Genomic DNA, 9,931 nt, shown 5'->3' with positions numbered 1-9,931 from the left:
GCCGATCCGGGTGGGCCCGGAGTCGGCGCGGCACATCGCGGGCATGTGACGAACCAAGGAGCCGACACGACCTGCCGCACGACTCCGGCCCCCGGGCCGCGGTCGCGTCGTACGGCGGGTTCGGGCCGGCAGGCGCGGGGCTCCGGCACCGGAAGGGAGGCGGCGGCGCGTCCGTTTCCCGGTGCCTGCGCTATAGCGTCCGTCACACCACACGCGGATGAGCGGGACCTTTGCGCTCCTCCTGCGCGACGATGAGGTCCGAGGTCGGACCGCACCGCGGACGACACGACCCAAGGAGAGCGATGGCACAGCTGCGACAGGAAGTCGACCCCGGTGAGGTCGGGCTGGACGTGAAGGCGCTGGACCGCCTCGACCAGCACTTCGCCCACTACGTCGACGAAGGGCGCCTGCCCGGCTACCTGGTGGCGGTGGCTCGCGGCGGCCGGGTCGCCCACCTCACCACGCAGGGCCATCGCGACCGCGCGGCCGGACTGCCGGTCGAGGCGGACACCATCTGGCGGATCTACTCCATGACCAAGCCGGTCACCGCGGTCGCCGTGCTGCTGCTGGTCGAGGACGGCCTGCTGTCGCTGGACGACCCGGTCGACCGTTTCCTCCCGGAGTTCGCCGCCCCGCGGGTCCATGTCTCCGGCGCGGGCGAGGACATGGTGACCCGGCCCGCCGACGGCCCGATCCGGATCCGCCATCTGCTCACCCACACCGCCGGGTTGACCTTCGCCTTCTACCACACGCACCCCGTGGACGCCTGCTACCGCGAGGCGGGCCTGGAGTTCTCGGTGCCGTCGGGCGCGGACCTCGCGGAGGCGATGGCGGTGTACGCCCGGATGCCCCTGCAGTTCGAGCCGGGCACCCAGTGGAACTACTCCGTCGGCTTCAACGTGCTCAGCCGCGTCATCGAGGTGGTCTCCGGACAGGGACTCGACGAGTTCTTCGCGGAGCGGATCTTCCGGCCGCTCGGCATGCCGGACGCAGGCCTGCACATCGTGCCCGAACAGGCCGACCGGCTCTCGGAGCTGTACGGCGAGACCGAGGACGGTGGCATCGAGGCCGTCCCCGGCCTGCCGTTGCGCGGCCGCCCCCGCTTCCTGTCCGGCAGCGGCGGCCTCGCGGCGACGGCGTACGACTACCACCGCTTCATGGAGATGCTGCGCCGGGGCGGCGAACTGGACGGCGTGCGGCTGCTGTCCCCCGCCTCGGTCTCGCTGTTCGCCAGCAACCACCTGCCCGGCGGCGCCGACCTGCGGGCCTACGGCGCCCCGGTGCACCAGGAGCCGGCCAACGACGGGCTCGGCTTCGGCCTCGGTGTCTCCGTGGTGATCGACCCCGACCGCACCCTCTCCCCGAGCAGCCCCGGCACCTACGGCTGGACCGGCGCGGCCACCACCGCGTTCTGGGTCGACCCGGCCCACGACCTCACCGTGCAGTTCCACACCCAGGTCCGGCCGCGCACCCTGAAGATCTTCCCGGAGCTGCGCCGGCTGGTCCACGAGTCCGTCCTGGACTGATCGCGGCCCGACCGACCCGGACCGGACCGGGTGGTCCGGGACCGGCCGCCGGGGTCAGACCAGGTTGGTCTCCGGGCGGGGGGCGTCGGCCGCGAACCGGCCGGCGCCGAGCGGGCCGACGTCCACGAACGGCGCCCGGCCGAGGTACAGGTCACGGATCACCTCGCCGACCGCCGGTGCCTGGAGGAACCCGTGGCCGGAGAACCCGGTGGCGTACAGGAACCGGGAGACCGAGGGCGCCTCGCCGATCAGGGCGTTGTGGTCGGGGGTGTTCTCGTACAGGCCCGCCCAGCCGCCGGTGCGGCGCAGGTCGAGGAGGGCCGGGGCCCGGCGTTCCAGCGCCCCGTAAAGACGCGGGATCCAGCGGTCGTGGGTGTCGGTGGCGAAGCCCGGCCGCTCGTCGGGATCGGACATGCCGAGCAGCAGTCCCGGGCCCTCGGCGTGGAAGTACAGGCTGGTGCTGAAGTCGATCGTCATGGGGAGCGTCGGCGGCAGCCCCGGCACCGGCTCGGTCACCGCGATCTGGCGGCGCAGCGGCTGCACCGGTAAGTCGACGCCGGCCATCGCGCCCACCGTCCGCGACCAGGCGCCGGCCGCGCAGACCACCGTGCCGGTGGCGATCCGGCCGAGGGTGGTGTGCACGGCGGTGAGGTACCCGCCGTCCCGTTCGATGCCGGTGACCTCGGTGCGGCGCAGCACGCGGGCGCCGTGGGCGCGGGCCGCCGCCGCGTAGCCGTGCACGACGGACTCGGGCGTGCAGTGGCCGTCGTCCGGGGAGTACGCGGCGGCCAGCAGTCCCTCGGTGGCGATCAGCGGGGAGAGCCGGGCCGCCTCCTTCGGGGTGAGCATCCGGCTGGGCACGCCGAGGTGGTTCTGCAGCCGGACGCCCGCCTCGAAGGAGGCGACCTCCTCGGGGGTGGAGAGCAGGAACAGGTAGCCGACGCGGCGCAGCCCGATGTCGTACCCGATCTCCTCGCCGAAGCGGGCGAAGGCCTCCAGGCTGCGCGCGCCCAGCTGGACGTTGAGTTCGTCGGAGAACTGGGCGCGCACTCCGCCCGCGGCCTTCGAGGTGGATCCGGCGGCGAGTTCGTCGCGTTCGACGAGGACGACGTCGCGGACGCCCGCGCTCGCGAGATGCCAGGCGACGCTGGTACCGATCACCCCGCCGCCGATGATCACGACCTGGGCGCGAAGATTCACGCGTGTACCTCCTGTCGGTCTCCCCCGATCCTTCCCCGGGAGGCCGCCCGGTACCTCACGACCAGTGCGCCACCGCGTCCAGGTGGGGCAGCACGTGGTCGAGCCGCTCGCGCTTCGTCCGCAGGTAGGTGATGTTGTTCTCGCACGGCTCGATGAGCAGCGGGACCGTTTCGGCGACCTCTATGCCGTGCTGCACCAACGACTCGCGCTTGCGCGGGTTGTTGGACATCAGGCGTACCGAACCCACCCCGAGATCGCGCAGGATGCCGGCGGCGACGCCGTAGTCGCGGGCGTCGACGGGCAGGCCGAGCGCGAGGTTGGCCTCGACGGTGTCCAGGCCCTCCGCCTGGAGGGCCATGGCGCGCAGCTTGGCGAGCAGGCCGATGCCACGGCCCTCGTGTCCCCGCAGGTAGACGACGATTCCGCTGCCCTCGGCGACGACCGCGCGCAGCGCCGCGGCCAGTTGGTCGCCGCACTCGCAGTGCTGGGAGCCGAACGCGTCCCCGGTCAGGCACTCCGAGTGCAGCCGGGTCAGCACCCGGTCGCTGCCGATGTCCCCGTAGACCAGGGCGACCTGTTCGTCACCGCGGTCGTGGTCCAGGTAGCCGATCGCCTGGAATTTCCCGTACACGGTGGGCAGCGGTGCATTCACGACGCGTTCCACGCCCGAACGCCGTGGGGACTTCGTGCCGAGTACGCCGATGTTTTCTGTCATGATCTGATTCCTAAGCAGAGACGAAAGGCCGTGAAAAGATGAGTGGTTCGGGCGCGCGTACGGTGGCATACGGCTCGTTGCCGACGGACACCACGGAAGAGGTACGGACCAGGGGGGCGGGCGTTTCAACACAGGTCGCCGTCCTCCCCGTGGGGAGCTTCGAACAGCACGGGGCCCACCTCCCGCTCGCCACGGACACCCTCGTCGCCTGTGCCGTCGCCCGGGAGATCGCCGCGGCGTACCCGGTGCACCTCCTTCCGCCGGTGACCATCTCCTGCTCGCACGAGCACGCGGCCTGGCCGGGGACCGTCAGCATCTCCGCGGTGACCCTGCACGCGATGGTGAACGACATCGCGGACTCGCTGCGCCGCTCGGGCGTCGAGGCGCTGGTCGTGGTCAACGGCCACGGCGGCAACTACGTGCTGGGCAACGTCGTGCAGGAGGCGTCCGCGCGGGGCGAGCGGCTGGCGCTGTACCCGGTCGCGGAGGACTGGGAGTCGGCTCTCGCACGGGCCGGGGTGGAGACCTCGGCGCTCACCGACATGCATGCCGGAGAAATCGAGACCTCCATTCTGCTGCACGCTCATCCCGAATTGGTCCGCCCTGGTTACGAGTCCGCTGATTTCACCGCTGACGACCGTCGACATCTCCTCACCCTGGGAATGTCCGCCTATACCGAGTCGGGCGTCATCGGCCGCCCTTCCCTGGGTTCGGCGGAAAAGGGGAAGGAACTGCTGTCGAGCCTCGCGGAGTCCTTCGGCGCGCTTTTCGAACTGCTCACCGCCGGGCGGGAGTAGCGCAGTCCGGCGTACCAGCGTGCGACCAGGACCACCAGGCCGGGCAGGGCGGCCACGAAGCTGAGGACGCCGTAGACGACGGCGGTGGCGAACCCGCTGTCCGCGCCGAGGCCGGCCGCGGCGAACGCCCAGGCGGTGACGCCTTCCCGGGGGCCCCAGCCGCCGACGTTCAGCGGCAGGCCCATGGCGACCAGGGCGAGGACGGCGATCGGGACGAGGACCGCCACGGAGGCGGCCGACCCGGCGACCCGGGCGGACAGCACGAACATCCCGACGTGCCCGGCGAGGACGGCCGCCGAGGACAGCGCGACGCCCGGCCCGGTGCGGCGCGACAGCAGCGCCCTGCGGGCCTCGCCGAGCGTGGCCCGCAGGGCGCCGCTCCGCCTGCCCGGGGACCTGTTCATCCGGACGGCGATCACGATCGCGCACGCGCCGGCCAGGCCGGCCGCCACCAGCGGGGCGAAGCTGCGCACGTCGTCGCGGACCGGCGAGGGCAGGATCAGCAGCGCGCCCGCGCCGAACACGGTCAACGCGATCTGGCCCGCGGTGCGTTCGAGGACGACCGCGCGGACCCCGCGCCCGATGTCGCCCTCGCTCTGCCCGTGCCGGACCGCCCGGTGCACGTCGCCGAGGACCCCGCCGGGCAGGGCCGCGTTCAGGAACAGCGCCCGGTAGTAGTCGCCGACGGCGGGTCCGAGGGGCAGCCGCAGACCGAGGCTGCGGGCCACCAGCTGCCAGCGCCAGGCGCTCAGCACGGTCGTGACCGCGCCGATCACCAGGCCGACGACCAGCGTCGGGGTGTCGATCCGGCGCAGTCCGTCGAGGAAGACGCCGGTGCCGAGCCGCCACAGCAGCACCGCGATGATGGCGGCTCCGGCGAGGGTGCCCAGGTGGGTGCGGACAGCCCGGAAGCTGAGGCGCCGGGGCACGGCCGGCGCGGCGACGGGCACGGTGCGCCGGACCAGGGTGGGGGTGCTCATGCGGTGCCTCCGGTCGGCCGGGCGAGCGCGAGCAGGTCGCTGTGGTGCACGACGACCCGCAGATCGCCGGCCGCGTTGGCGGCGAGCCGTTCGGTCAGGTAGGCCTCCGCGCGGGCGGCGAGTTCGGGGCGCTGCTCGACGGCCGCGCCGACCCAGCCGCGCAGCCACTGCTCGGTGAGCGCCTTCTCGTCGGGGCCGAGCCGCCACGCGCTGGGGTGCACCTTCACGGTGGCGCCCCGGTCGGCGAACGCCTCGCAGGCGGCGCTGACCGCGTCCGGGCCGAGCAGTCCGCCGCGCCGCTGGTGGGCGTTGAACGCCTCGGCGATCTCCGCGTCCAGCGGATGGGCGGGGGTCAGCTCGACCCGCCCGGCGACCGAGAGGGTGAGCAGCGCGGGGCAGCCCGCCCCGGTGCAGGCAGCGGCGAGTGTGTCGACCTCCTCCCGGGTGAGCACGTCCAGCAGTGCGGAGGCGGTGACCAGGGAGGCGCCGATGAGGGCGTCCGGGGTGAGCCGGGCGACGTCGCCGCGCCGGGTCTCCACGGTGACCCGGCTGCCGTCGGCGGCCGCGCGGGGCGAGGCGACGGCGGCGAAGTGCAGCAGGTAGGGGTCGCGGTCGTGCAGGATCCAGTGCTGGGGGCCGTCCAGGCGGGGCGCGAGCCAGCGGCCCATCGAGCCGGTGCCGCAGCCCAGGTCGTGCACGACGATGCCGCCCGCCTTGCCGGGCAGGTTGGCCAGCCGGATCCGCAGCGGGTCCAGCAGGTCGTGGGAGCGGGCGGCCGCGTCCGCGCTCTCGCGCAGCTCCAGCCACTCGGGGGCGTACCGCGGCGGCTCCTCGGGCCCGGTCTCGCGCAGTCGTACGGTGGCCCGCTCGCCCGGACGGACGACCGGACCGGCCCCGGCGATCACCTCGGAAGGCACCTGTTCGCTCCCTCGTCCCACTTCTGCGTCCGTGACATCCGTCGGGCCCGGCTGCGCGGGGATCGCGCCGACCGGAGCGGTGGTCGTGGTCTCACTGGTCATGCGGCCCTCCTGGGTTCGTCCGGGAGCCGCAGCAGGACTCCGGCGAGGCTGCGGGCGGTGGCCGCCCAACCGTCGAGTGCCGCCCGCCGGCCGCGCGCGGCAGCCTTGAGACGGCGGCGCACGTCCGCCTCGCCGAACCAGCCGCGCAGTTCGGCGGCGAGCGCGGCGGGGTCCTCCGGCGGCACCAGGATGCCGGGCACCCCGCCGTCGGGGGCCCGGCCGACCGCCTCGGGCAGTCCGCCGACGTCGGTGGCGAGCACCGGGATGCCGCGGGCGAGGGCCTCGGTGACCGCCATGCCGTAGGTCTCGGCGTACGACGTGAGGACCATCAGGTCGGCGGCAGCGTAGCTGGCGTCGAGGTCGGCGCCGGCGCGCGGGCCCGCCAGGTGCAGCCGGTCGGTCAGTCCGTGTTCCGCGATCAGCGACCGCAGATGGGCGACGTACTCGGGAGCCGCGTCGAGCCCGCCGACGCAGGTGCAGGTCCACGGCAGGTCGCGGACCGCCGCAAGCGCCTCGACCAGCCGGTGCTGGCCCTTGCGGGGGGTGACGGCGGCGACGCACAGCAGGTGCGAGACGCCGTCCGTGCCGGCGGCCAGCGGGGCGATGTCGGCGCCCGGGGCGGCCACGTGGACCCGCTCGGGGGCCAGGCCGTGGTGCGAGACCAGCCGTCGTACCGCCCAGTCGCTGGTCGCGATCACGGCGGACACGGCACGCAGCACCGCGCGCTCCCGGGCGTCCAGGTCGGCGGCCACGGCCGCGTCGAGGCCGGTCTCGTCACCGAGCGGCAGGTGGACGAGGACGGCGAGCCGCAGCCGCTCCGCCTCCGGTACCACGATCTCCGGGACCCCGCAGGCCACCAGACCGTCCAGCAGGACGACCGTGCCGTCGGGCAGTTCCCGCAGGGCGCGGGCGAGGGCGTCGCGGGCGGCGGCGTCGGGGCGCGGCCAGGAGCCGTCGACCGCGTGCCTGGTGACCTGCCAGCCGAAGCCGGGCAGGTCCAGGCAGAGCCGCCGGTCGTAGGCGTTGCCGCCGCTCGGGTTGGCCGGGTCGTCGACCCCGCCCGGCATGACGAAGTGCACGGTGCGCAGGGACATGGGGAGGATCCCGATGTTCGCCGGGGCATTGCTGTCGGGGGCGGCCGCGCGCTGTGCGGGCACGAAGGTGAGGGCCGGTTGGGGGCCGACGGTCAGGTCGGTCACAGGGCACGCTCGTAACTCGCCCAGGCGACATGCGACTCGTGGAGGGTGACGGTCAGCCCGGCGAGGCCCCGGGCGCCCTCGCCGAGCGCGCCCTTCTCGATGCGCTCGGCGAGCCGGTCGGCGATGACCTTCGCCAGGAACTCGGTGGAGGTGTTGATTCCGGCGAAGTCGGCTTCGTTGTCCAGGTTTCTGTAGTTCAGCTCGCTGACCACGGCACCGAGTTCCTGGGTGGCGAGACCGATGTCGACGACGATGTTGTCGTCGTCCAGCTGCTCGCGGCGGAAGGTGGCGTCCACCAGGAACGTGGCGCCGTGCAGGCGCTGCGCGGGCCCGAACACCTCGCCGCGGAAGCTGTGGGCGATCATGATGTGATCGCGGACGGTGATGCTGAACAACGGACGACCCTCCAGGTGCGGCGCGTCTGGTCCCTCGGCTGATCCCTGCCGGGGGATGCCCTTAATACGGCTCTCGGTTTCCCCGCGTTCAGTCCACTCTCACTCTTTTCTCAGGTCAGGACCTCTTGGCGGGCCGCACCGGACGGGAGTGGACGTTCCGTCAGCCGTTGTCGCCGTAGCGGACCCGGTGGCAGAGGGCGGGGATCTCCCCGGAGGCGAGCCGCGGGAGCAGTTCCGGCAGCTCCTCGAACGCGCTTTCCCCCGTGATGAGGGCGTCCAGCGCCGGATCGGCCAGCAGGTCCAGGGACAGGGCGAGCCGGTCGGCGTAGGTGCGGCCGGGGCGGGCGGCCGGGGAGACGGTGCCCACCTGGCTGCTGCGCACGGTGAGCCGGCGGGAGTGGAAGGCCTCGCCGAGCGGGAGGGCGATCCGCCGGTCGCCGTACCAGCTCAGGTCGATGACCGTGCCGTCCGGCGCGAGGAGTTCCAGGGCGCGGGTCAGGCCCTGCTCGGTGGCGCTGGCGTGCACGACCAGGTCGCACCCGCCGAGGGCGTCCCCGGGGGCCGCGAAGTCCACGCCGAGCGCCGCGGCGGTCTCGGCGCGGGCCGGGTCGGCGTCGACCAGTTGGAGCCGTACGCCGGGGAAGCGGGCGAGCAGGGCGGCGACCGAGCAGCCGACCATGCCGCCGCCGATGACCGCGATCCGGTCGCCGAGCAGCGGCGCCGCGTCCCAGAGGGCGTTCACCGCGGTCTCGACGGTCCCCGCGAGCACCGCACGCGCCGGGGGTACCCGCTCCGGTACCACCGTCACCGCGCTCACCGGAACGACGTAACGCGTCTGGTGCGGATACAGGCAGAAGACCGTACGCCCGACCAGCCCATCGGGGCCCTGCTCCACCACGCCGACGCTGAGGTAGCCGTACTTGACCGGACCGGGGAACTCGCCCTCCTGGAACGGCGCCCGCATCACGGCGTGTTGGCTCTCCGGCACCCCGCCACGGAACACCAGGGTCTCCGTGCCCCGGCTGACCCCCGAGTACAGCGCGCGCACCAGCACCTCGCCCTCGCCGGGCTCCGTGAGGGTGATGTCACGCAGCTCTCCGTGCCCCGGGGAGCGGAGCCAGAACGCGCGGGCCGAGGAGTTCATCGGCATCCTCCTGAACGATCGGGAAGTGGTTCACGTACGGAGATGTGCACAGCGAGAAGTGCACAGGCCGCGCACAGTACGCGGCGTTGATCGACTCTGTCACTCGGCCGGAGGACGTGCGGTGGCCCTGAACAACACTTACGAAGCCAGGCTGGTCCAGCAGGAGACCGCGGTGGGAGCGGGCGTGCAGATCCTGCTGCTGGCCCTGCTCGGGACGGCGATCGGCATGGGGCCTGCCGGCTGGCTTGTGGGTCTCGCCTTCGCGATAGCCACCTGGGCCGTGCTCTCCCGGGCCCTGCACCGCACCCGGCCGCGCTCCTTCGGTCCCGCCAACCGGGTCACCCTCGGCCGCGCGATCCTGGTCGGCGGCGTGACGGCCCTGGTCGCGGACTCCTTCGAGAGCTCCCCGCCGGTCACCCTGCTGGTCGGCCTGACGGCCGTGGCCCTGATCCTCGACGGCGTGGACGGCAAGGTGGCCCGCCGGACCGGTACGTCGACGGCCCTGGGCGCCCGCTTCGACATGGAGGTCGACGCGTTCCTGATCCTGGTGCTGAGCGTGTACGTCTCCACGCAGTTGGGGCCCTGGGTGCTGCTGATCGGCGGGATGCGCTACGCGTTCGTCGCGGCGGCCAAGGCCGCCCCCTGGCTCAACGCCCCCCTCCCCCACTCCATGGCCCGCAAGACGGTCGCCGCGATGCAGGGCGTCTGCCTGCTGCTGGCCGGCGCGGACCTGCTGCCGTACCTGGCCAACCTGGGCGTGGTGCTGCTGGCGCTCGGCTCCCTGGTGTGGTCCTTCGGCCGGGACGTGCTGTGGCTGCGGCGCAACGCGCGGCCGGCGGCGATACCGGCGGAGCAGGCGGCGTCCATGGCGGCCTCCCTTGAGGAGATCGAGATGCTGGAGCTGGCGGCACGCTGAACCGGTGGTGCCGAGAACAGCGGAAGAGGGCCCGGACCGG

General features: G+C 73.4%; 9 protein-coding genes and 1 pseudogene. 3 read left to right on the top strand and 7 right to left on the bottom strand.

Annotated features, from left to right (window positions below; genetic code table 11):
• Positions 1-302: 302 nt before the first annotated feature.
• Positions 303-1,526 (top strand): serine hydrolase domain-containing protein, encoded by a 1,224-nt coding sequence (locus AB0M11_RS25810; protein WP_365709372.1) that lies wholly within the window; start codon positions 303-305, stop codon positions 1,524-1,526.
• Between the two features lie 54 nt (positions 1,527-1,580).
• Here AB0M11_RS25810 and AB0M11_RS25805 read toward each other — a convergent pair whose 3' ends face one another.
• Entirely contained in the window at positions 1,581-2,726 is a 1,146-nt protein-coding gene (locus AB0M11_RS25805) for an FAD-binding oxidoreductase (protein ID WP_365709370.1), read from the bottom strand.
• 55 nt (positions 2,727-2,781) lie between these two features.
• Entirely contained in the window at positions 2,782-3,441 is a 660-nt protein-coding gene (ribA, locus tag AB0M11_RS25800; protein WP_365709368.1) for a GTP cyclohydrolase II, read from the bottom strand.
• A 38-nt stretch (positions 3,442-3,479) separates the two neighbouring features.
• Between ribA and AB0M11_RS25795 the strand changes: the two genes are divergently transcribed.
• On the top strand, positions 3,480-4,238 hold the full coding sequence (locus tag AB0M11_RS25795; RefSeq protein ID WP_365709366.1) for a creatininase family protein: 759 nt from the start codon (positions 3,480-3,482) through the stop codon (positions 4,236-4,238).
• 98 nt (positions 4,239-4,336) lie between these two features.
• Here the strand turns inward: AB0M11_RS25795 and AB0M11_RS25790 are convergent.
• The 5 genes and pseudogenes from AB0M11_RS25790 to AB0M11_RS25770 all read right to left on the bottom strand — a co-directional run.
• Positions 4,337-5,218, bottom strand: a pseudogene (locus tag AB0M11_RS25790) (lysylphosphatidylglycerol synthase transmembrane domain-containing protein); the annotation flags it as partial.
• Positions 5,215-6,237, bottom strand: coding sequence for a trans-aconitate methyltransferase (locus tag AB0M11_RS25785; RefSeq protein WP_365709363.1), 1,023 nt, complete (start codon positions 6,235-6,237; stop codon positions 5,215-5,217). The pseudogene AB0M11_RS25790 and the gene AB0M11_RS25785, both read right to left, overlap by 4 nt.
• Positions 6,234-7,436, bottom strand: coding sequence for a glycosyltransferase family 4 protein (locus AB0M11_RS25780; protein ID WP_365709361.1), 1,203 nt, complete (start codon positions 7,434-7,436; stop codon positions 6,234-6,236). The genes AB0M11_RS25785 and AB0M11_RS25780 overlap by 4 nt, the downstream gene beginning before the upstream one ends.
• On the bottom strand, positions 7,433-7,831 hold the full coding sequence (locus AB0M11_RS25775; RefSeq protein WP_365709359.1) for a 6-carboxytetrahydropterin synthase: 399 nt from the start codon (positions 7,829-7,831) through the stop codon (positions 7,433-7,435). The genes AB0M11_RS25780 and AB0M11_RS25775 overlap by 4 nt, the downstream gene beginning before the upstream one ends.
• Positions 7,832-7,991: 160 nt before the next feature.
• Positions 7,992-8,975 carry a dehydrogenase gene (locus tag AB0M11_RS25770; protein WP_365709357.1) on the bottom strand — a complete coding sequence of 328 codons (984 nt, stop codon included), beginning with the start codon at positions 8,973-8,975 and terminating at the stop codon, positions 7,992-7,994.
• Positions 8,976-9,096: 121 nt separating this feature from the next.
• Here AB0M11_RS25770 and AB0M11_RS25765 point away from each other — a divergent pair, with 121 nt between their 5' ends.
• The gene (locus AB0M11_RS25765) at positions 9,097-9,891 is read left to right on the top strand and encodes a CDP-alcohol phosphatidyltransferase family protein (protein ID WP_365709355.1); all 795 of its coding nucleotides are present in this window, start codon (positions 9,097-9,099) and stop codon (positions 9,889-9,891) included.
• Positions 9,892-9,931 lie beyond the last annotated feature (40 nt).

It is taken from the genome of Streptomyces sp. NPDC051987 (assembly GCF_040680735.1).
GTDB lineage: Bacteria > Actinomycetota > Actinomycetes > Streptomycetales > Streptomycetaceae > Streptomyces.
The sequence above is the reverse complement of the archived record's forward strand: the minus strand, read 5'-3'. Positions and strand labels throughout refer to the sequence as shown.